Genomic DNA, 19,707 nt, shown 5'->3' with positions numbered 1-19,707 from the left:
AGAAACAGCTCAAGCAAATTGCCCAGGCGGCCGAAGGGTTGTACGCAAACGTGACGAATCAGGAGCAGTTCCAGGCAGAGCTGGAGAGAGCCCGGGAGATTGCGGAGAAGTGGGAAAAGTGGAAGCGGGACGCGCTGTCGGAAGCGGATGCGGTCCGCATCGACAGGCGCAAGTGGATCGACCGGTACGACCGGGATTGGTATGAAAAGAACTGGCGGGAAAGTCTGAACGTGGGGGCGGCGATCGAGTATTTGGCCGCCACCGGGAAGATCGGCAGCCAGGCAAAAACGTACCTGACCCGGATGCGGCAGGAGCGGGAGGCGTTGGTCACCCGGTCGAAGGAAGAGCTGACGGCCTATCTGTTGAACCTGACAGAGAAATCGTATGAAGAGATGAGGGGGGAAATCGAGCAGAAATACCGAGGGGAGTGAAGCAGGTTGGCCATGTTTGAAGGAAACTTTTGGATTTGTTGAACGTATCTTTCCAGTATAGTTCTCAAGCATGGTAACAGAGATGGTCATATGATTCGGCGCGATCCGCCAGATGAAAGGAGAGGGATGTCTTGACGGGAAAAGAAGAAAAGATGCAGCGGTTCTTGAACGTTTTGGGGATCTTTGTATATGGCATTTGCCTGCCGCTCTCTTGTCTCTTCATGGTTTTGGGTGAGCGGATTCCGTACGGTCTCATTGCAGCCTGGGTTCTCTTCCCGTATATGGAGCAGTCGGCCATGGAACAACCTCGTCGAAAGGAAGCGAAACGATGATGCTCCAACAATTGCGGATGGAAGGTGTGTAGCATGTCCAAGCAGGTACATAACTGGCAGCGATTTTGGAAGTTCATGATGATCTACTTTTACGCGTTTATCGTACCCGCCACCGTTTTGCTGGCAATTTTCCGGAAGGATCTTCCCTTCGAGCTGCTGATTCTTGCGGTCGCACTGCCGTTTATCAAGAGAAATCACCTGAATTTCGTCAAAAAGAAACATGGGTCAACCTAGTCCAGCCAACGCTAGAAACAGTGTGATCGAGGGAGGAGGGAAGCGGGCATGTGTGTCATCGTCGCGCAGTCGGCAGCCAATGAAGCGGCCCAAGTATACGCGATCACGCAAAATAAAGGCGATGCGCTGGCTGCCGCCAAGCACGTTCTCCATTCGGCGGGAGGGGGCGTCGGTTACAACAGTGGAGAATGTGATCGATCTGGTCAGTGACGGGATCGAGACGTGCGACGGCGATCCGATCGCCCCGGCCAAAGAGCTTTCCCGGTCGCATATCATGCCTCTTCTGAACGTCATCGGGTTCGACGTCAATGCCGATGGGAAGAAACAGCTCAAGCAAATTGCCCAGGCGGCCGAAGGGTTGTACGCAAACGTGACGAATCAGGAGCAGTTCCAGGCAGAGCTGGAGAGAGCCCGGGGGATTGCGGAGAAGGGGGAAAAGTGGAAGCGGGACGCGCTGTCGGAAGCGGATGCGGTCCGCATCGACAGGCGCAAGTACATCCAATACAGTTCTCAAACACAATAACGGAGATGGTCATATGGAAATGTTTATTGTCTGCCTGTTTTCATCAGTTCCACTACTGCTTCTGGTTTTTGGTTTTATGCGATCGTCGCGTGTATTGAAACGCATCGGCCTGCTCTCGTACATTGCCATGGTGGGGATCGTTTTTGCAGTTCATTGGTATTTCCATTCCGTTTATGGATTTCCTTTTTTTCTTTCCTTACAGGAATCGGCGGTTGCTATTGTCGTCCTTTTTCTGATGGGCGTTTTTTTTCTGTTATCTGTAATCATTGCCCACTTTAAAACCCCAAAATCGGTTCGCAATACAAAAGCGGTTTCCTTGTTCCTGCTGGCTCTTTTCGCACACGTGTCTGTTCTCTGTTTTTTCCTTTTTCCTGTGGGCGGCAAATGGGAATATGCAAACCTGTTGAATCGCGCGGCGAAAGTGTTTGAGAAGGAGGAGAACATCAGGGATGGCAAGATTCGTGTTGAACTGGTGTTTTCCGCCCCGAGACCATGTTGGCGGAACTGTTCCGATCAAGATTACCGCAATCTGTTTATGGTGAAAAATTATACGAATCAGCCGATGCACGTACAACTGAAGATTGAAGTGTTTAATGCCCGAAAGGAACCATTGGGCCACATTGAGTCTCTTGAAACCATTCTCCAGCCAGGTGAATACCGTCCGGTGATTGCCAAAGAGACCAATGAAGAGCACAGCGTATGGGATCAATGGACGTTTACGTCAGATGAGCAAGTCGCTTATTTTCGATACTGGTATGACGCCAGACCAGAACGATGACGGTAGTGAAAGGCGGCGCCCTGTGCAAGGAAGCGGACAGCGTCGGAGGGGGAGGATCCGCCTCCTTGAACATGAGCGAACATGAGCGAAAGCCTGTCATTCCGGCTGCTTCTGAAACAACCGGATCACGTTTTGAAGCATGTCCCGAAGAGGTGCCGTTTTCCGGTACACGGCACAGATCGGCAGGGTGAGGCGAAAGGCGGGCAGAGGGACGAGCCGCAGCTTTCCCCGTTCGACCGCTTCCTGCACGCTGGAGGCAGGCTGCAGGGCGATGCCGAAATCGGCCTGGACCAGTTTTTGCTGCGCAGCCAAACAGTCGGCGTCGATCCGCAGCCCGGGCCGGATGCCCGTCTCCTCGATCCATTGGTCCAGCATCGCGGTGATGTGCGAGGAAGGGCCTTTTCGCGCCGGGAAGGCAATCCACGGGATGTCGTTCAGGCAGAGCGGGGCGAGCGGTTCTCCGCCGCCGTCCTCGCCGGGAAACCAACGGCTGTGCGCTGCCCGGATCACCACCAGCGGTTCTTCGCCCAGCGGCACGTATTCGAGCCGCTCGTCCTTGTCCCGGAAGAAGCGGAAGCCCACGTCCGCTTCTCCTGCGGCGACGAGTTCGCTCACCTCCGCGCTTCCGACCATTTTGATGTGCAGTTGGCGCAGAGCGGGAAAGCGGTCGCGCAGCTCTTTCAGCCTGTCGGTAAACGGCGTTTCCGCCAAGGTGGCGGACATGGCGATGCAGGCGGTCGTCCATCCGCCTTTTTCCGCGTCCACGGCCGCCCGCAGGTCGCGGACGCTGCCCAAAACGGTCTCGGCGTGAGGCAGCAGCGTTTTTCCCTCCTTGGTCAACAGCAGGTGATTGCCGACGCGCTCGAACAACGTGCAGCCCAGCGCGTTCTCCAGGCGGTCAATGCGCCGGCTGACGCCCGGCTGCGTGACGTGCAGCACGTCGGCGGCGCAGGTGATGCTTCCGCACTTGACGACAGTGACAAACGTCTCCAGATCCTTCAGTTCCATATCATGATTATTTGTCATGACTTTTATAAAATCAAGTGATTTGTAATCATGAGCCCTCTCCCTGGATAATGGAACCAGAAAGGAGGGGAGAGGGATGGAGGCACACGCAACGGAACGGCAGCAGGAGCGGTTGGGCACACCGGTCCGCGTCCTGCTCGCCGCCACGTTTTTGATGAATGTCGGCAGTTTTGCCGTCGTGCCGTTTTTGGCGGTCTACCTGACGCACACCCTGCACTTGTCCGCCTGGCAGGTGGGCAGCGTGCTGACGGTGCAGCTCCTGTGCGCGCGGCTGCTGCCGCTCGCGACGGGAATGGTCGGCGACCGGCTCAGCCACAGCCGCAACCTGGTGACGGGCGTGCTGCTGCGGGGGCTGGGGTTTGTCGGCCTGGCGCAGAGCGGCTGGTTTGGCTGGGTCTTTGCCGCCTCCGCGTTCGTGGGGATCGGCAGCGCCTGGTACGATCCGTCGGTCAGCGCCGTGTTTGCCGGGCAGCCGGAGCGGCAGCGAAAGCGGGCGTTTACGCTGTACAATCAGGCGCTGAATGCGGGCGCGGTGCTGGGTCCGCTGGCCGGCGCCGCGCTGATTGCCGTCGACCCCACCCTGCCGTTTTACTGGGGAGGCGTCGTCTTTTTTGTCATGGCCGCCCTGCTCTGGTATTACCGCCGCCATTACTGGACAGTCCGGACGGAAAAACGCGTGCGGGAAAGCATGAGCCGCCTGTGGGGAGACAGCCGATTCGTGCGGTTCACCTGCATCATGGTCCTGTTTTGGGCGATATACACGCAGTTGTCCGTTTCGTTTCCGCTGGAAATGATGCGGATCAGCGGGGAGGAGCGGTGGGTCAGCGCGCTGTTCGTGGTCAACGGGACGTCTGGTGTCGTGCTGATGTTTCTTTTGCGCCGCTTTATCGAGCGGCGGCCTCCGCTGCAGGTGGTGCGAACCGGCCTCTGGTGGCTGGGGCTCAGCTTCTGTCTCGTGCCGCTGGTTCCCGGCGCGCCGCTCGTCTGGCTGCTGCTCTGCATGCTGCTGTTTACCCTGGGGGAGACCATGGTGCTGCCCGGCTCCGACCTGGCCATTGCCGATTTTACGGAAGGCGAGGATGCGGGCGCGTACTTCGGGATGTACAAGCCTGTCCTGGGCAGTGGGCGGAACGGTGGGCAATTACGCCGGCGCCTGGTTGATGGACCAGGGCGGCGAGGTGTGGCCGTGGATGGTGTACGGCGCGGCGGGTTTCTGCGCGTGCGTGCTGATCGGGCGGCTGGAGCGGAATCCGGCCAGGTGAGCGCAGCCCGTTCAGCCGTTAATCGTAGGCGAAGGTCACCACCTGGTTGAGCGCGGTGTCGACGCCGACCGCGATGGTTTTCAGGCCGTCGGTGTAATAGAAGAAGCGCCTGCTCGTCTCCGGGTCGTCAGCCGACGCCCTGACGAACCGGATGGCAGAGGGAGTCAGCAGCTTTTCGGTGCGTACGAATTCCGCTGCTTTTCGCTCCAGCTCCGCTTCGTTCAGGCTGCTGGTCCTCTGCTGCCCGTCCGGTCCGATGACGTCGATGGACAGGGAGAGCACCTGCCTGGTTTTGGGGTCGATGACGGCGTGAACCCCCGCGATCTCGCCCGCTTGCGCCTCCCGGGTCAGGATGGCGTGAACGGGCACCCCTCTGTATATGGGCGACCACGCGCCGTCTTCGGCCCTCTCAGCCGGGTCTTCCAGCGTGATGTTCCGCTCGCGGGTGTCGACGTCCACGTGAAAATACTGCCTGACGGCTGTCTGCGCGATGTAGGCCGCTTCCTCCTTTGTCAGGCCCTGTACGTCATCGGGCGAATCAGCGCATCCGGCCGCCAGGATGACGACCAGGGAAACCACTAGTCTCCGCCATTTTTTCATACCGGTGTTCCTCCAAGCTCGACAGTCATGATCCTCCACTATCGTAGCAGGGACGGGCGGTTTCGCAAATCGATTTTCCTTTCCGTTTTCTTACGAAGTTGTAATGTTCGCAGCAGAAAAAACAAGTAAATTGTGTATTCTCTAAAACAGGGATAAAATGGAAGTTGCTCGATAAACGAATCATGTAAAGGGGAGTCATTCACTTGTTCACCATTCGACCAGAACAACATGGGGATGCGGCTGCCATAAGAGACGTGCATACGCTAGCTTTCCAAAGAGAAAACGAACTATTACCCCAGGTTCGGTTTTCAACCTGCAAAGACCAAAGGAATTGAGCCGCCATTCCCGGTACCTGATGAAGTGTTCATGGTCTATGAAATCAAGAAGGGCTCGCTGAACGATCGTAGCGGCAAAGTGAAGTACCCTCCTGTCTTTGACGTTGTGACCTAGCTCATGCATCAGCAATCGATGGACGAGCTGTCAGCGTTCTCTTTCCGCGTGTTTGTGCCTGAACGCGAACAGACTTCATGCATGTATGCAAGCAGCGCATTCGGCGGGAGCTTTACCCTTTCCACCGAAACGGTAAACAGCCAGGCAAATATCTTGAACAGCAGAAAGCCGAACAGTACGCCCGTGAAGTTGTGGATAACGTCATTGATATCCACGTACCGATACGGAAACCCTAGCATGAGCGAAAGAAACAACTGCAACAGTTCAATGGTGACCCCCACTGTCAAACCGACAAGAACCAATTTTTTCAGATGAATGCGCGTAAGAAAAGGAATGCCGAATCCGAAAGGGATCGTCAGCAGCACGTTCAGCAACATTTCGCGATCAAATCCATTCCGCATGGAGCTGTCGCTGAACGGAATCAGGTTGATTCCTTTTGAAAAATCGATGGTGGGTCCGGCGTGTATCGCAATTACGCGAGGATCAACGGGAATGGGAAACAACGTATACTTGAGGACATGCAGCACGTAGACGCAAAAGACAAAATAGAACAGCAAAAAGGGGTACCTCTTTTTCCGGGCAACCTTCAGAATCAACATAGACAGCAAGATGACAGCCATTCCTATGTAAAACGGTGAACCTTCAAACAGCAGCACGGGTTGCCCTCTCCTTTACCGGGTTATGCGTGAGCTTCGACATCTGGTGCATTCACAAAGAAAATCATATCATAAATGAAAAATAATGGAAGGATGCGCAAGGCTCGTGACCATGTACTTGTATCGAGGTTAGCGATCAAGACAACGATGGGCACGTTCATGGAGCGCGGTCGCGCTGGCAGGGAGCTCGACCTGCTTATGCGGCACGCCACCGGCGTTTCCAAAGCGACCAATGTTGCTCGATACACCAAGAACCTGCTTGAAGCCGACGTACCGAATCTGCTGATAGGCTGGCATCGCGACGTGGACGATATATGGCGTAAAGAACTGGTGCAATTTAAACCGGCCGTGTATACGGGAAGTAGAGTGACCGCCAGGAAGACGAAGCAGTTCGACGGTTTCTCGAAGGAGACACCAATGTAGGCGGCATCAAGCCGCCGATTCATCAGCGTGCTGCCCATGCTTCCACTTCAACCTTTATGTGGGGTTGAGCTAAAGCTGAAACATAGGCCATGGTCGTTGCAGGTGGATTCCCGTCATGGAATTCGTTCCACAACGCCAGAAATTTCTCCCGATCAATTGTTTCCGTTAGCCAAATATTTATTTTGATTATTCCTTCACACGTTACACCTTCACTACTTAAAATACGCGTCACATTGTTAAATGCGTTTCTTAGTTGTTCTTCAACATTTTCTGGTATATTTCCATCCAAGTCTGTTCCAACCTGCCCGGACAGAACGAGTAAATCCGCATCTCTTGGGATAATTGAAAGATGTGTATAAACTCCAATCGGAGGTGCTACATTGTCTGGATTTTTTCGTATAACTTTCAAATTGATACCTCCTAACCAATTATTAGGGGATTATACCATATATATGAAGGGTTTAACACAACATTATGTGTGACAAGGAGGAATCTGGATGAATCAGACGCAGGTAATTACAAAATGCTCAATATGTTAAATTCCTATGTGCAAAATACAGTAACCATCTGTTAAAGCTCTATCAGCGAGGTTTGCTAAATCTTTTAGTAGCTTAGTTAATTCAGTCCTATCGCATCGTATTTTTTCATAACCACCTTCCTCAATTCTTTCGCTGCTTGAGTGAGTGTATGCACCTTTAAGCTGAAAGGTCTGTGGAGCAAGGGAGAACAGGGTGCACCAGGAAAGACAGATGTCCCTGAGGAGAGCAGCGCCACCATCCTGGACAATTGTGACACCATGGTAATTAAGGCCGTAATCTGCGGGAAAATTCCGTTTTCCTGGATTATGGGTGGGTATCCACATAAGTGAGTCCCAGATGTAAAGTGGGTGAAGTTTGGGGTTGGATGCCAATCCCATCCGAAGCATGGCATTGGATGGGATCAGGAGACCAACAGCTTCGTATTCCCAACCGAGAGGCAGTAACGGGGGAAGTGCTTGGGGTTACGTCGGAAAAAACACGCCCCCTGCTCGAAAAAAACAGGAGGCGTAAAAAAGAAGCAGATCACCCTTGCGCTCTGCAACTCAGTGATCTACTTCTCCAGCAATCGAGCCGTCCCCTTGTGGGAACGTCTATTGTGCAGACCGTAGGTGTAGGCGCACCCGCGGTCTTATGCGTTTATTCCAGTTCTACCACATATATAACGGTAAACGGATCTTCGCGATTCAGCCTATTCTTGAGTGCGTATACGTGGTCATACGCCCTTTTTCACACGCTTACACCAAATTCTCCGGATTGAGCCCTTCCAGTTCCGGCAGGACAAACCGGCCGTCTTTGCGGATCAGGACGTCGTCGAACCAGATCTCGCCGCCGCCGTACTCCGGACGCTGGATCTGCACCATGTCCCAGTGGATGGAGGAGCGGTTGCCGTTGTCGGCCACGTCGTAGGCGTTGCCCGGCGTGAAGTGGAAGCTGCCGGCGATTTTTTCGTCGAACAGGATGTCCTGCATCGGATGCAGGATGTGCGGGTTGAAGCCGATGGCAAATTCGCCGATGTAGCGGGCGCCTTCGTCCGTATCGAGGATTTCGTTCAGCACTTTGGTGTTGGAACTGGTCGCCTCGACGATTTTGCCTTCCTTGAACGTAAGCTGCACGTCGGTAAACGAGGTGCTGTGGTAGTTGGTCGGCGTGTTGAAGTAAATCGTGCCTTCCACGGAGTCGCGAACCGGCGCGGTGTACACTTCGCCGTCCGGGATGTTCCGCTTGCCGTCGCACTTGATTGCCGGGATCCCTTTAATGGAGAAGCGCAGGTCGGTTTTCGGGCCGACGATGCGGACGCGGTCGGTCCTTTCCATCAGTTCCTTGAGCGGGTCCATCGCCTTGGACATTTTCGCGTAGTCCAGGTTGCAGACGGAGAAGTAGAAGTCTTCAAAGCCTTCCAGACTCATGTTGGACAACTGCGCCATCGATTTGTTGGGATAGCGCAGCACGACCCAGCGCTTTTTCGGGATTCGCTCGCCGAAGTGTACCTGTTTGTAGAAAATGCGGGAGTAGAGGCCCATCTTTTCTTCGGGGATGTCGGAAAACTCGTTGATGTTCTCAAACGCGCGCACCGCGATGTACGCGTCGACGTCCTGCATGCGCGCCAGCTCGTGCTTGGCGAACAGTTCCATGTGCTCCTCGCTGGTCCCCTGGATCAGTGCCCGCAGCACTTCCTGATCCTTCAGCGTCACCAGCGGGAGGGCGCCTACGGCAAACGCCTCGCGGACGAGAGCCCGCACCAGCGGCACCTGCAGGCCGGTATTTTCGATCAGCACTTTTTCCCCTTTTTGCAAATTGAGCGAATAGCGGATGAGACGGCTGGCCAGTTCGTTAATCCGTGGATCTGCCATCGTTTGGAACCCTCCATTAGTAAAAATTTTTTTACTATATCTGCAAGTATAGATTTTTCGCCGCACACATGCAACCAAGCTCCGCCACATGCATGGCGGAGCCGTATGTTTCAGGCTGCCCCTGCTGATTGGATGGGCTCACAGCGGGCCCAGCCGTCCCGAACGTCCGGACAGGCCGGCGTCCGGGAGGAGAGGCGGGCCGCTGCGCACGGGAGTCACAGGCACGCCTCGTAGATGGCGATGACATCCTGCTCATGCAGCGGCCGGGAGCTTGCCAGGTGGCCGGCGCCCCGTCCGCCGATGCGCACCGCTTCCCGCGCCAGCTCCGGCAGGGCGTCGCGCGTGACGCCAAAGTCGGAGAGGCGCTGTGTGATGCCCATCGCTTCGTACCAGCTGCGGACGGCCTGGATCGCAGCCCGTGCGGCGGCTTGGTCGTCCGCCTCCGTGACCCCGAAGCACTGACGCCCCATGCGGGCCAGCCGTTCCGGGCGGTCGGGCAGAATCACTTGTTCAAAGTACGGCAGGGACAACATGGCCAATCCCCGCCCGTGGGCCATGTCGTAATAGCCGCTCAGCGGGTGCTCCACGCCGTGCAGCGGATAGCCGGCTCCGCGCCCCGACAGGGTAAACGGGCTGATCGCCAGCGTACTCGTCCACAGCAGGGTGGCGCGCGCTTCCTCGTGATCGGGCTGGCGGATGGCCGTAAGCGAGTGTTCCACAACCAGTCGGATCAGCGTCTCCGTAAAGCCGTCCTGCACATGCGTGCCTTCCGCGCTGATCAGGTACGATTCGAACAGGTGGGCGAAGATGTCGGCGCACGCTTCCGCGGTGACGTGTGGCGGCACCGTGTAGGTAAGCGCCGGATCGAGGATCGCCACCTTTGGATACAGCCCCGGGCCGTTGATCGACGATTTTTCGTGGCTTTCCCAGTGGGTCAGCACGCTGATGTTGTTCGCCTCCGACCCGGTCGCCGCCACGGTGGGCACGGTCAGCAGGGGGAGCGCTTCCTGTACGGGCACCAGCTCTTTGGCCGTGCCGCTGGGATTGCCGCGCAGGTAATCGTAGATCGGCCGGCCGGAGAGAGCCACCGCCGCAATCGCTTTGGAGGCGTCCATCACCGAGCCGCCGCCGAGCGCGATTACAAAGTCGCATCCGTGTTCGCGGGCGAGCGCCGCTCCTTCGTCCACGGTGGTGGTGCGCGGGTTGGGTTCTATCTTGTCAAACAGCACGTACTCCACTTGTTCTTCCGCCAGCAGCGACTGAACGCGGTCCAACAGACCGGTCCTTTTGGACGAACGGCCGCCGGTGACGAGCAGCGCTTTGCGGCCGAGCGCTTTCGCTTCCCGCCCCAACCGGGCGATTTCGCCGGTGCCGAAGAAGATCCGGGTCGGGAATAACACCTCAAACGGAAACATGCGGACTCATCCTTTCCCTGAAAAATTTACCCTCTACCAGTGTAGCACAAAAAAGGAAAGCCGCCGCAGTCCGAGCGCATTCGCCCAACGGCTCTCATGCTGCGGCGCGTTTCCCTATCCCTGCAGGACGGGGAAGGGCGATGCATCGTGAGAGAGAGGTTTTTCTGGATAAGGGTATGCGTTCAGGAGCCGGGGATGCGACGGCAAAATGGATACATGTGGGCTGTGGCAAACAGGGATCTCCGGGATTTTTTTTCGGCAAGCTGGCCATCCTACATCGTAACAGCATTCCATGAAGACTGGAGGGGACTGCGGATGACTGCGGAAAACCGGTTTCCGCCCGCCATGCGAAATGTCGGCGATCCTGCCGAGATGAGCCCGCTGGAAAACGAAAACGCCGCTCCGATGGTGGAGATCAGACAGCCGCTGCAGTACGGCGAAGCGCTAGAACACCGTGACGCGAAGTCCATTGCCGAGATGCGCGAAGAGCGGTTGGAGCCGGAGTGAACACAACGCCCTTCTTGTGAAAAGAAGGGCTTGTCTGCATGCGTTTATGCGCGTAAACGACATGAGCCGGAATCATTCGGCTGACAGGGATTGAAGCGCAAGCGTAAACGTAAACGATTCTTCCAGTTTCATCACGTATTGTACCTGTAGAGTCCGGGCATCCGGACTTTTTCTCTTTTACTGCGACAGGCAGCCGCTGATTGGCCCCACTTATCTCTGCAGGGCGGAGCGCAGTCCGAAAGTCCCCGCATAGGGAAAGAATAAGGCACACATGATTGTTTGCCGAATGATGTAATCGTCAACTCGAGGGATATTACATAAATTCCCGAACATTTGTCGAAGGTTAATCTGCTCATTTTCGTTGATAAATGCGTATGATTATGTTTTAATGGAGTTGAAATGTTCGTGAATATTAAGCGTTACGCAACCTTTTGATCGGGGAAGGTGACTCCGGAAGTGGAAAAACGGGAACAACTCTATGAAGGCAAGGCAAAGCGCATCTATCGTACGTCTTTAGCCGATCAATACTGGGTGGAGTACAAGGACGACGCCACCGCGTTCAACGGGGAAAAGAAAGGCACCATCGCCGGAAAAGGTGAGCTGAACAACCGCATCACCGCCATCTTTTTCTCACTGTTGAAAGAGCGGGGCATCGACAACCACTTTATCCGCCTGCTGTCGCCCACGGAGCAGTTGGTCCGCAAAGTGGAGATCATTCCGCTGGAAGTGGTCGTCCGCAACATCGCGGCCGGTTCCCTGGCCAAGCGGTTGGGATTGGCGGAGGGGACGGTCCTGCCGCACCCGGTCGTGGAGTTTTACTATAAAGACGACGCACTGGGCGATCCGCTGGTCAACTACTCTCATATCAAGGTGCTCGGAGTCGCCGGCGAAGACGAACTGGCCGTGCTGGAGCGAATCGGCCTGCAGGTAAACGAGGTCCTGCAGGGCTACCTGCGCAAGCGCGGCGTGATTCTCGTCGACTTTAAGCTGGAGTTTGGACGCACGCCGGAGGGAGAGATTCTCCTGGCGGATGAAATATCGCCGGACACGTGCCGGTTCTGGGATGCCGAGACGATGGAGAAGCTGGACAAGGACCGCTTCCGCCGCGATCTCGGCCATGTGGAAGAAGCGTATCGGGAAATGCTGAAACGATTGGGAGGAGAAGCACATGTGTAAAGCTGTTGTATACGTGACGCTGCGCCAAAGCGTACTCGACCCGCAAGGACACGCGGTCAAGGGAGCGCTGCACACCCTCGGATTTGACGAAGTGAAAGACGTGCGTATCGGCAAGTACATGGAGCTGGAACTGGACACGGCCGACCGGGCGCAGGCGGAGGAGCGCGTCCGCGCGATGTGCGAAAAACTGCTGGCCAACACCGTGATTGAAGACTACCGCTTCGACATCGTGGAGGGCTGAGCCATGCGAGTAGCCGTAATCGTCTTTCCCGGGTCCAACGCCGACATCGACTTGTACAACGCCGTTGAAGACGTGATGGGAGTGCCGGTGGACTACGTCTGGCACGCCCAGACCGACCTCTCCGCCTACGATGTCATCCTGCTGCCGGGCGGCTTTTCCTACGGCGACTACCTGCGCTGCGGCGCGGTCGCCCGGTTTTCGCCGGTGATGGAGCAGGTGGTCAAGGCAGCGGAGGAAGGCAAGCTGGTGATGGGCATCTGCAACGGCTTCCAGATCCTGACCGAAGTCGGTCTGCTGCCGGGCGCCCTGCTCCGCAACCGTTCGCTCAAGTTCCGCTGCAAGCTGTCGCCGCTGCGCGTGGTCAACAACGACACGCCGTTTACCCGCGACTACGCGGCGGGTGAAGTCATCCGCATCCCGATCGCCCACGGCGAAGGCAACTACTACTGCGACGACGAGACGCTGGCGCGGCTTCGGGCCAACAACCAGATCGTCTTCCGCTACGAAGGGGAAAACCCGAACGGCTCATTGGACGACATCGCCGGCATCTGCAGCGAACGGGGCAACGTGCTCGGCATGATGCCCCACCCGGAGCGGGCCGTGCACGAATGGATGAGTTCCGCCGACGGACGGCGCCTGTTTACCTCGATTCTGAAGACATGGAGGGAACGCAACAGTGTCACAGCTCACTCGTAACGAACCGACCGCCGACCAAATCGCCGATCAGCGCCTGTACCGGGAGATCGGCCTGACTGACGAAGAGTATCAGCGCGTCGTGGACATCCTCGGCCGAAAGCCGAACTGGACAGAGACGGGACTCTACAGCGTGATGTGGTCGGAGCACTGCTCGTACAAGAACTCCAAGCCGGTGCTGCGCCGCTTCCCGACCAGCGGGCCGCGCGTGCTGCAGGGACCGGGCGAAGGCGCCGGGATCGTCGACATCGGCGACAACCAGGCCGTCGTCTTCAAGATCGAAAGCCACAACCACCCCTCCGCCATCGAGCCGTACCAAGGGGCGGCGACCGGGGTGGGCGGCATCATCCGCGACGTCTTTTCGATGGGCGCCCGTCCGGTGGCGCTCCTGAACTCGCTGCGCTTCGGGGAACTGACCTCGCCGCGCGTGAAATACCTGTTTGAAAACGTGGTGGCGGGCATCGCCGGCTACGGCAACTGCATCGGCATCCCGACCGTGGGCGGGGAAGTGAACTTTGACGCCACCTACGAGGGCAACCCGCTGGTGAACGCGATGTGCGTCGGCCTGATTGACCACGACAAGATTCAAAAAGGGGTGGCGACCGGCGTCGGCAACCCGGTCATCTACGTGGGCGCCAGCACCGGCCGGGACGGCATCCACGGCGCGACGTTCGCCTCCGAGGAATTGAACGACGAGTCGGAGAAAAAGCGGCCGGCCGTGCAGGTGGGCGACCCGTTCATGGAAAAACTGCTGCTGGAAGCCTGCCTAGAGCTGATCGACACCGGCATCGTCGTCGGCATCCAGGACATGGGCGCGGCCGGTCTCACCTGCTCCAGTGCGGAGATGGCCTCCAAGGCGGGCAACGGCATCGAGATGAACCTCGACCTGGTGCCGCAGCGGGAGGCGGGCATGTCCGCCTACGAGATGATGCTCTCCGAATCCCAGGAGCGCATGCTGGTCGTCGTGGAAAAGGGCAAGGAGGCGGAAGCGATCGCCATTTTTGACAAGTGGGGCCTGGCTTCGGCGGTCGTCGGCCGCGTGACGGACGACGGCATGCTGCGCCTGCTGCACCACGGCGAAGTGGTGGCGGAAGTGCCGGTGAAGACCCTGGCGGACGACGCTCCGGTCTACTACAGACCGTCGGCCGTACCCGCGTACTACGAAGCGAACGCCAACGTCGATCCGGTGGCCGCCATCCCCGAGCCGGCCGACGTCAACGAAACCCTGAAAGCCCTGCTGGCCCAGCCGACCGTGGCCAACAAGGCGTGGGTGTACGAGCAGTACGACCACATCGTCCGCGCCAACACGGCGGTCAAACCGGGGTCGGACGCGGCCGTGGTGATGATCCGCGGCACCCGCAAGGCACTGGCGATGAGCACGGACTGCAACGGCCGTTACGTCTACCTCGACCCGCAGGTGGGCGGCGCGATCGCCGTGGCCGAAGCGGCGCGCAACGTGGTCTGCTCCGGCGCGGAGCCGCTGGCGATCACCGACTGCCTCAACTTCGGCAACCCCGAGAAGCCGGAGGTGTTCTGGCAGTTTGAAAAAGCGGTCGACGGCATGAGCGAAGCCTGCCTCGCGCTGAATACGCCGGTCATCGGCGGCAACGTGTCGTTTTACAACGAACGCAGCGGCGACGCCATCTACCCGACGCCGACCGTCGGCATGGTCGGCCTGATCGCGGACGTCGACCACATCACCACCCAGGATTTCCAGGCCGAAGGGGACGCCATCATTCTCCTCGGCGAGACCTACGCCGAACTGGGCGGCAGCGAGTATCAAAAGTGGGCGACCGGCTCCATCTCCGGCCGACCGCCGCAGCTTGACCTGGCCAAGGAAGCGGCTGTGCAGAAGCTGGTGCTCGACGCCATCCGCCAGGGGCTGGTGAAATCGGCGCACGACCTGTCGGAAGGAGGACTCGGCGTCGCGCTGGCGGAATCGTGCTTCGGCAACGGGATCGGCGCAGCCGTCTCGCTGCAGTCCGACCTGCGCAGCGACGTGCTGCTGTTCAGCGAGTCGCAGTCGCGCATTCTGCTCAGCGTCGCGCAGGAACAAACGGACGCCGTTCTGGCGCTGGCAAAGGCACGGGGTGTGCCGGCACAGGTGATCGGAACGACCGGCGGCGAGCGACTGGTGGTGAACGTCAACGAAACGGAAGTCATCCATGCGCCGCTTGCCGACTTGAAAGCCGCTTGGAAGGATGCGATTCCATGTTTGATCGGTTGATCTGGGACAAACTGAACGAAGAGTGCGGCGTCTTTGGCATCTACAACCACGGGGAAGCGGCCCCGCTGACCTACCTGGGGCTGCACGCCCTGCAGCACCGCGGCCAGGAGAGCGCGGGCATCTGCGCCTCCGACGGCGAAAAGTGGTACAAACACCGCGGCATGGGGCTGGTATCGGAGGCGTTTGGCAAGGGCGACCTGGAGAAGTTTCGCGGCCACATCGCCATCGGCCACACGCGCTACACCACGGCCGGGGCGAGCAAGATCGAAAACGCGCAGCCGCTCTTTTTCCGCTACGCCCACGGCAGCATGGCCGTCGCCCACAACGGCAACCTGGTCAACGCCTCCGTGCTGCGAAAAGAGCTGGAGGCCAAGGGCTCCATTTTCCAGACGACGAGCGACACCGAAGTGATCGCCCACCTGATCGCCCGTTCGCAAAGCCGGGACCTGGCGGAAGCGGTCAAGGAAGCGCTACAGCACATCAAGGGGGCATACGCGCTCTTGGTGATGAACGAGCGGCAGCTCATCATCGCGCTCGACCCGAACGGGCTGCGTCCGCTGTCCCTCGGCCGTCTGGGCGACGCCGTCTGCGTGGCATCCGAGACGTGCGCTTTTGACATCATCGGCGCCGAGTATTGGCGCGACGTCCAGCCGGGCGAGCTGATCGTCATCGACGAGGACGGCATCCGCGAGACGACGTTTACGGACAAAACCGTCCGCTCCATCTGCACGTTTGAGTACATCTACTTCGCCCGGCCGGACAGCGACATCGACGGGATCAACGTGCACATGGCCCGCAAGCGGCTGGGCAAGCAGCTCGCGCTGGAGGCGCCGGTGGAGGCCGACGTGGTGACGGGCGTGCCCGATTCCAGCATCTCGGCGGCCATCGGCTTCGCGGAGGCGACCGGCATCCCCTACGAGATCGGGTTGATCAAGAACCGCTACGTGGGACGCACCTTTATCCAGCCGACGCAGGAGTTGCGGGAACGCGCCGTTCACCTGAAGCTGTCTGCCGTGCGCAAGGTGGTGGAAGGCAAGCGGGTGGTGATGATCGACGACTCGATCGTCCGCGGCACCACCAGCAGCCGCATCGTCCGCATGCTGCGCGAAGCGGGGGCCCGGGAAGTGCACGTGCGGGTCAGTTCGCCGCCGGTGAAGAATCCCTGCTTCTACGGCATCGACACGTCCACCCGGGACGAACTGATCGCCTCCACCAAAACGGTCGAAGAGATTCGCCGCATCATCGGCGCGGACTCGCTGGCGTTTTTGTCGGTGGAGGGCATGATCGAAGCGATCGGCCGCACGGACGCGGCTCCCAACAAAGGCCACTGCCTGGCCTGCTTCACCGGCCAGTATCCCACGGAGATCGAATTTGAGGCGGCACTGCCGGCAGACAAGTGTTAAGAGGGGAGAAACCATGAGCGAAGCATACAAGCAAGCAGGCGTCGACATCGAGGCGGGCAACGAAGCGGTAGAGCGGATGAAAAAGCATGTGAAGCGGACGTTCCGTCCCGAAGTGCTGACCGATTTGGGCGGATTTGGCGCGCTGTTTCGCCTGGATGCGTCCCGGTACAAAAAACCGGTGCTCGTCTCCGGCACGGACGGCGTGGGCACCAAGCTAAAGCTCGCGTTTGCCATGGACAAACACGACACGATCGGCATCGACGCCGTGGCGATGTGCGTCAACGACGTGGTCGTGCAGGGAGCGGAACCGCTCTTTTTCCTCGATTACCTGGCCTGCGACAAAGTGATTCCGGAAAAGATCGAGGCGATCGTCAAGGGCATCGCCGACGGCTGCGCCCAGGCCGGCTGCTCGCTGATCGGCGGCGAGACGGCGGAAATGCCGGGCATGTACGCGGAAGGCGAGTACGACATCGCCGGGTTTACCGTCGGTGTCGCGGACGAAGAGAAGCTGATTACCGGTGCTGGTGTGCAGCCGGGCGACGTGCTGGTGGGGCTCGCCTCCAGCGGCGTGCACAGCAACGGCTTTTCCCTCGTGCGCAAAGTGCTGCTGGCGGATCGGGGAATGTCGCTGCACGACCACGTGGACGCGCTCGGCAAAACGCTGGGGGAAGAGCTGCTGACGCCGACCCGGATTTACGTCAAGCCGATCCTTTCGCTGCTCCAGTCTTTCGAGATCAAGGCGATGGCCCACATCACCGGCGGCGGCTTCACGGAAAACATTCCCCGCGTCCTGCCCGAAGGAACGCAGGCGGTGATCGACGTCGGTTCCTGGCCGGTGCTGCCGATCTTCCGTCTGGTGCAGGAGGCGGGCGGCATCGCCCCGGCCGACATGTACCGCACGTTCAACATGGGCATCGGGATGGTGCTGGTCGTCAAGCAGGACGACGTCGTCGACGTGATCGGCACGCTGCAGCAATTAGGCGAGCAGCCGTACCTGATCGGCCAGATCCGGGCGGGCGAGCGGAAAGTCGTGTACAACGGGGTGGCGTGGTGAAACGGATAGCCATTTTTGCCTCGGGCAGCGGTTCCAATTTTGAAGCGATCGTGCAGGCGACGAGAAGCGGCCGGCTGGAGGGCGCGGAAGTGGCGCTGCTCGTCTGCGACAAGCCGGGAGCCAAGGTGCTGGAGCGGGCGGAGCGATTGGGCGTGGAAGCGTTCGCGTTTGAGCCGAAAGCGTATCCGGGAAAGGCGGCGTTTGAGACAAAGATCGTCGCCGAGCTGCGCAGGCGGGACGTCGCGCTGGTCGTGCTGGCCGGGTACTTGCGGCTGGTGGGGCCGACGCTCTTGTCCGCCTACGAAGGACAGATCATCAACCTGCATCCCTCGCTGCTTCCGGCCTTTCCCGGCAAGGATGCGATCGGGCAGGCACTCGCCTACGGGGTAAAGATAACGGGGGTAACGGTACATGTCGTCGATGCCGGCCTGGATACCGGGCCGATCATCGCGCAGGTTCCCGTGGCGGTGCACGAGACGGATACGGCAGAAAGTCTCGCCGCCCGGATCCATGAAGTGGAGCACGAACTGCTGGTCGACGTGATCGGACAACTGCTCGCCGGCCGGATGAGGCTGGACGGCCGGCACGTGCGGCTGGAGAAGTAATAAGCGGCCCTCTGCGGCGGGAACGATTCCCGTGGCGGAGGGCCGTTGTTTGCTTCGTGCCGCAGGGGCCTTATACGTATTTGCTGCGTCCCGCTCCGATCCCGGCGATCGTCATCAGCAGGCTGACCGCCAGCAGCGTCACCAGAGGGAGCGTCCACGAACGGGTCCAATCGTAGAGAATCCCGATCAGGATCGGCCCGCCGGCGGCCAGCAAATAACCGAAGGATTGCGACATGCCGGATAACGCGGAAGCCTGATGCGTGTTAGTTGTTCGCAGGACGATCATCGTCAGCGCCAGGCTGATGCTGGCCCCCAGCCCGATGCCGAGCAGCACAAGCGATCCAAAGAGCAGCAAGCTGTTTCCGCCGCCCAGCAGCCCGCCGAATCCGGCCAGAAAGAAAAGGCCGATCACCAAGGCCATGCCCGACTGGTTGGGCAGGCGGGAGGCCAGCACCGGCGCCAGAAATGTGGCGGGCAGACTGACAAACTGCAGGATGGAGAGCATCCAGCCCGCTGTCGAGACGCTCATGCCGTGGTGATGCAAAATTTCCGGCAGCCAGGCAATGGTGCAGTAGAATGCAAACGACTGCAATCCCATGAAAACGGTAACCTGCCAGGCCATCGGCGAACGCCAGAGCCGGCCGTTGGCGGACGTTTTGCCCTGGTCGCGGGCGAATCGGCCGGAAGAACGAAGCTGCGGCAGCCAAACAACCAGGGCGATGAGGGCCAGCAGGGACCAGCCGGCCAGCGCTCCCTGCCATCCGAGATGCAGTGCCTGGGCAAGCGGGACGCTGAGACCGGACGCCAGCGCGGCGAAAGTGCCCATCGCGGTGGTGTACACGCTCGTCATAAGCCCGACCTTGTCCGGAAACCGCTGCTTGACAAGCCCCGGCAGCAGCACGTTGCAGATGGCGATCCCCAAGCCGATCAAGGCCGTTCCGGCAAATAACGCGGCGGTCCCCCCGAGCGAGCGGAGGACGATGCCGACGATCAAGGCGCACAGTCCCGCCCAGATGGTCCGTTCATTCCCGTAACGCTCCGCGATCTTCGGAGCGAGCGGAGACAGGACGGCAAAGGCGATGAGCGGCAGCGTGGTCAAAAAACCCGCCATGCCGCCGGACAGGCCCGTATCCGTTCGGATGGAGCCGATCAGCGGCCCCACGGAGGTGAGGGCGGGGCGCAGGTTGAAGGCGACGAGAATGATGCCCGCGACAAGAAGTATGTTTCCCGCCGGCAGAGGACGGGAAGCGATGTCTTCACGATTGGTCATGAGAGGATTCCT

General features: G+C 59.0%; 21 protein-coding genes and 1 pseudogene. 15 read left to right on the top strand and 7 right to left on the bottom strand.

The features are described 5' to 3' along the window. The 5 genes and pseudogenes from FOI68_RS18755 to FOI68_RS18735 all read left to right on the top strand — a co-directional run. Positions 1-431, top strand: a pseudogene (locus tag FOI68_RS18755) (VWA domain-containing protein); the annotation flags it as partial. Positions 432-562: 131 nt separating this feature from the next. After that, positions 563-763: a hypothetical protein gene (locus FOI68_RS18750; protein WP_143864015.1), complete on the top strand. Its 201-nt coding sequence runs from the start codon at positions 563-565 to the stop codon at positions 761-763. Between the two features lie 33 nt (positions 764-796). Next, the gene (locus FOI68_RS18745; RefSeq protein WP_029100836.1) at positions 797-997 is read left to right on the top strand and encodes a hypothetical protein; all 201 of its coding nucleotides are present in this window, start codon (positions 797-799) and stop codon (positions 995-997) included. A 52-nt stretch (positions 998-1,049) separates the two neighbouring features. Beyond that, the gene (locus FOI68_RS18740; protein ID WP_238551020.1) at positions 1,050-1,520 is read left to right on the top strand and encodes a vWA domain-containing protein; all 471 of its coding nucleotides are present in this window, start codon (positions 1,050-1,052) and stop codon (positions 1,518-1,520) included. Positions 1,521-1,533: 13 nt separating this feature from the next. Beyond that, on the top strand, positions 1,534-2,298 hold the full coding sequence (locus FOI68_RS18735) for a hypothetical protein (RefSeq protein WP_035298885.1): 765 nt from the start codon (positions 1,534-1,536) through the stop codon (positions 2,296-2,298). Between the two features lie 96 nt (positions 2,299-2,394). Here FOI68_RS18735 and FOI68_RS18730 read toward each other — a convergent pair whose 3' ends face one another. Further along, positions 2,395-3,324, bottom strand: coding sequence for a LysR family transcriptional regulator (locus FOI68_RS18730; RefSeq protein WP_143864014.1), 930 nt, complete (start codon positions 3,322-3,324; stop codon positions 2,395-2,397). 76 nt (positions 3,325-3,400) lie between these two features. Here FOI68_RS18730 and FOI68_RS18725 point away from each other — a divergent pair, with 76 nt between their 5' ends. Then, positions 3,401-4,636: an MFS transporter gene (locus FOI68_RS18725; RefSeq protein WP_143864013.1), complete on the top strand. Its 1,236-nt coding sequence runs from the start codon at positions 3,401-3,403 to the stop codon at positions 4,634-4,636. Here the strand turns inward: FOI68_RS18725 and FOI68_RS18720 are convergent. Together FOI68_RS18720 and FOI68_RS18715 are read right to left on the bottom strand one after the other, a co-directional pair. Then, complete coding sequence (locus tag FOI68_RS18720; protein WP_143864012.1) at positions 4,605-5,186, bottom strand: hypothetical protein; 582 nt, start codon at positions 5,184-5,186, stop codon at positions 4,605-4,607. The genes FOI68_RS18725 and FOI68_RS18720 overlap by 32 nt on opposite strands. 458 nt (positions 5,187-5,644) lie before the next feature. Beyond that, entirely contained in the window at positions 5,645-6,292 is a 648-nt protein-coding gene (locus tag FOI68_RS18715; protein WP_143864011.1) for a VanZ family protein, read from the bottom strand. A 75-nt stretch (positions 6,293-6,367) separates the two neighbouring features. On the opposite strand from FOI68_RS18715, the gene FOI68_RS18710 reads away from it, so the two are divergent. Further along, positions 6,368-6,715: a hypothetical protein gene (locus FOI68_RS18710; protein ID WP_143864010.1), complete on the top strand. Its 348-nt coding sequence runs from the start codon at positions 6,368-6,370 to the stop codon at positions 6,713-6,715. A 22-nt stretch (positions 6,716-6,737) separates the two neighbouring features. Here the strand turns inward: FOI68_RS18710 and FOI68_RS18705 are convergent, their stop codons facing one another. The 3 genes from FOI68_RS18705 to FOI68_RS18695 all read right to left on the bottom strand — a co-directional run bounded on the left by FOI68_RS18705 (position 6,738) and on the right by FOI68_RS18695 (position 10,519). After that, a complete protein-coding gene (locus FOI68_RS18705; protein ID WP_081656628.1) occupies positions 6,738-7,124 on the bottom strand; it encodes a RidA family protein in 387 nt (128 codons plus the stop codon). An 864-nt stretch (positions 7,125-7,988) separates the two neighbouring features. Further along, the gene (locus tag FOI68_RS18700; protein WP_029100827.1) at positions 7,989-9,104 is read right to left on the bottom strand and encodes an aminopeptidase; all 1,116 of its coding nucleotides are present in this window, start codon (positions 9,102-9,104) and stop codon (positions 7,989-7,991) included. A gap of 215 nt (positions 9,105-9,319) precedes the next feature. Beyond that, positions 9,320-10,519 carry an iron-containing alcohol dehydrogenase gene (locus FOI68_RS18695; protein ID WP_143864009.1) on the bottom strand — a complete coding sequence of 400 codons (1,200 nt, stop codon included), beginning with the start codon at positions 10,517-10,519 and terminating at the stop codon, positions 9,320-9,322. A 315-nt stretch (positions 10,520-10,834) separates the two neighbouring features. Here FOI68_RS18695 and FOI68_RS18690 point away from each other — a divergent pair, with 315 nt between their 5' ends. The 8 genes from FOI68_RS18690 (at position 10,835) to purN (ending at position 18,425) form a co-directional block, all read left to right on the top strand. Continuing rightward, entirely contained in the window at positions 10,835-11,026 is a 192-nt protein-coding gene (locus tag FOI68_RS18690; protein ID WP_029100825.1) for a hypothetical protein, read from the top strand. 456 nt (positions 11,027-11,482) lie between these two features. Next, a complete protein-coding gene (gene purC / locus FOI68_RS18685) occupies positions 11,483-12,202 on the top strand; it encodes a phosphoribosylaminoimidazolesuccinocarboxamide synthase (RefSeq protein ID WP_143864008.1) in 720 nt (239 codons plus the stop codon). Further along, positions 12,195-12,443 carry a phosphoribosylformylglycinamidine synthase subunit PurS gene (gene purS / locus FOI68_RS18680; RefSeq protein ID WP_029100823.1) on the top strand — a complete coding sequence of 83 codons (249 nt, stop codon included), beginning with the start codon at positions 12,195-12,197 and terminating at the stop codon, positions 12,441-12,443. The genes purC and purS overlap by 8 nt, the downstream gene beginning before the upstream one ends. Before the next feature lie 3 nt (positions 12,444-12,446). After that, on the top strand, positions 12,447-13,139 hold the full coding sequence (gene purQ / locus FOI68_RS18675; protein WP_029100822.1) for a phosphoribosylformylglycinamidine synthase subunit PurQ: 693 nt from the start codon (positions 12,447-12,449) through the stop codon (positions 13,137-13,139). Further along, the gene (purL, locus tag FOI68_RS18670; RefSeq protein WP_143864007.1) at positions 13,120-15,363 is read left to right on the top strand and encodes a phosphoribosylformylglycinamidine synthase subunit PurL; all 2,244 of its coding nucleotides are present in this window, start codon (positions 13,120-13,122) and stop codon (positions 15,361-15,363) included. Before purQ ends, purL begins: the two co-directional genes overlap by 20 nt. Beyond that, on the top strand, positions 15,348-16,766 hold the full coding sequence (gene purF, locus FOI68_RS18665; protein ID WP_044897753.1) for an amidophosphoribosyltransferase: 1,419 nt from the start codon (positions 15,348-15,350) through the stop codon (positions 16,764-16,766). The genes purL and purF overlap by 16 nt, the downstream gene beginning before the upstream one ends. Before the next feature lie 13 nt (positions 16,767-16,779). Further along, positions 16,780-17,820, top strand: a complete 1,041-nt coding sequence (gene purM / locus FOI68_RS18660) for a phosphoribosylformylglycinamidine cyclo-ligase (RefSeq protein WP_143864006.1) — start codon at positions 16,780-16,782, stop codon at positions 17,818-17,820. Further along, positions 17,814-18,425: a phosphoribosylglycinamide formyltransferase gene (gene purN / locus FOI68_RS18655; RefSeq protein ID WP_143864005.1), complete on the top strand. Its 612-nt coding sequence runs from the start codon at positions 17,814-17,816 to the stop codon at positions 18,423-18,425. The genes purM and purN overlap by 7 nt, the downstream gene beginning before the upstream one ends. A 70-nt stretch (positions 18,426-18,495) precedes the next feature. Here the strand turns inward: purN and FOI68_RS18650 are convergent, their stop codons facing one another. Further along, a complete protein-coding gene (locus FOI68_RS18650) occupies positions 18,496-19,695 on the bottom strand; it encodes a CynX/NimT family MFS transporter (protein ID WP_143864004.1) in 1,200 nt (399 codons plus the stop codon). Positions 19,696-19,707 lie beyond the last annotated feature (12 nt).

It is taken from the genome of Brevibacillus sp. LEMMJ03 (genome assembly GCF_007197875.1).
In the GTDB taxonomy this organism is placed as follows: Bacteria; Bacillota; Bacilli; order Brevibacillales; family Brevibacillaceae; genus Brevibacillus; species Brevibacillus thermoruber.
The sequence above is the reverse complement of the archived record's forward strand: the minus strand, read 5'-3'. Positions and strand labels throughout refer to the sequence as shown.

Coding starts and splice junctions, on each gene's coding strand:
- FOI68_RS18710 (WP_143864010.1), top strand. CDS start 6,368: ATGAAAAATAATGGAAGGATGCGCAAGGCTCGTGACCATGTACTTGTA.
- FOI68_RS18695 (WP_143864009.1), bottom strand. CDS start 10,519: ATGTTTCCGTTTGAGGTGTTATTCCCGACCCGGATCTTCTTCGGCACC.
- purF (WP_044897753.1), top strand. CDS start 15,348: ATGTTTGATCGGTTGATCTGGGACAAACTGAACGAAGAGTGCGGCGTC.
- FOI68_RS18700 (WP_029100827.1), bottom strand. CDS start 9,104: ATGGCAGATCCACGGATTAACGAACTGGCCAGCCGTCTCATCCGCTAT.
- FOI68_RS18735 (WP_035298885.1), top strand. CDS start 1,534: ATGGAAATGTTTATTGTCTGCCTGTTTTCATCAGTTCCACTACTGCTT.
- purM (WP_143864006.1), top strand. CDS start 16,780: ATGAGCGAAGCATACAAGCAAGCAGGCGTCGACATCGAGGCGGGCAAC.
- FOI68_RS18690 (WP_029100825.1), top strand. CDS start 10,835: ATGACTGCGGAAAACCGGTTTCCGCCCGCCATGCGAAATGTCGGCGAT.
- FOI68_RS18745 (WP_029100836.1), top strand. CDS start 797: ATGTCCAAGCAGGTACATAACTGGCAGCGATTTTGGAAGTTCATGATG.
- FOI68_RS18720 (WP_143864012.1), bottom strand. CDS start 5,186: ATGAAAAAATGGCGGAGACTAGTGGTTTCCCTGGTCGTCATCCTGGCG.
- FOI68_RS18730 (WP_143864014.1), bottom strand. CDS start 3,324: ATGACAAATAATCATGATATGGAACTGAAGGATCTGGAGACGTTTGTC.
- FOI68_RS18650 (WP_143864004.1), bottom strand. CDS start 19,695: ATGACCAATCGTGAAGACATCGCTTCCCGTCCTCTGCCGGCGGGAAAC.
- purQ (WP_029100822.1), top strand. CDS start 12,447: ATGCGAGTAGCCGTAATCGTCTTTCCCGGGTCCAACGCCGACATCGAC.
- purS (WP_029100823.1), top strand. CDS start 12,195: ATGTGTAAAGCTGTTGTATACGTGACGCTGCGCCAAAGCGTACTCGAC.
- FOI68_RS18725 (WP_143864013.1), top strand. CDS start 3,401: ATGGAGGCACACGCAACGGAACGGCAGCAGGAGCGGTTGGGCACACCG.